Here is a 301-nt window from a genome sequence, read left to right on the forward strand (position 1 = left end):
TTTTAGGGCAAAATTTGACAACCTACGTGTTTTTCGGCACGAGGAATCCGAATTTGAGGTCCATTTTGAAACCGGAAGTAGAATTAATGGTGTTTCTGCGCATGCGCAGTAATAAAATCATGAAAAACGGCGAAAAATGCCTTTAAAATGCAGTTTTAAGGCCCAAGTTCCGCGTGTGTATATGTTTGTCGGTACGAGGAGTCCGAATTTGAGGTCCATTTTGAAACCGGAAGTAGAATTAATGGTGTTTCTGCGAATGCGCATGACCAACAGCACAATACGGCGTAAAGTGTCCATGAAA

General features: G+C 41.9%; 1 protein-coding gene. It reads right to left on the minus strand.

The genetic code is table 11. From position 1 onward, the window contains the following. Positions 1–117 precede the first annotated feature (117 nt). Positions 118–301, minus strand: a 184-nt coding sequence (locus tag ACUXVE_RS20095; RefSeq protein ID WP_445515026.1) for a hypothetical protein, incomplete at its 5' end; no start/stop codon positions are given.

This window comes from Stenotrophomonas sp. 3(2025) (genome assembly GCF_052665395.1).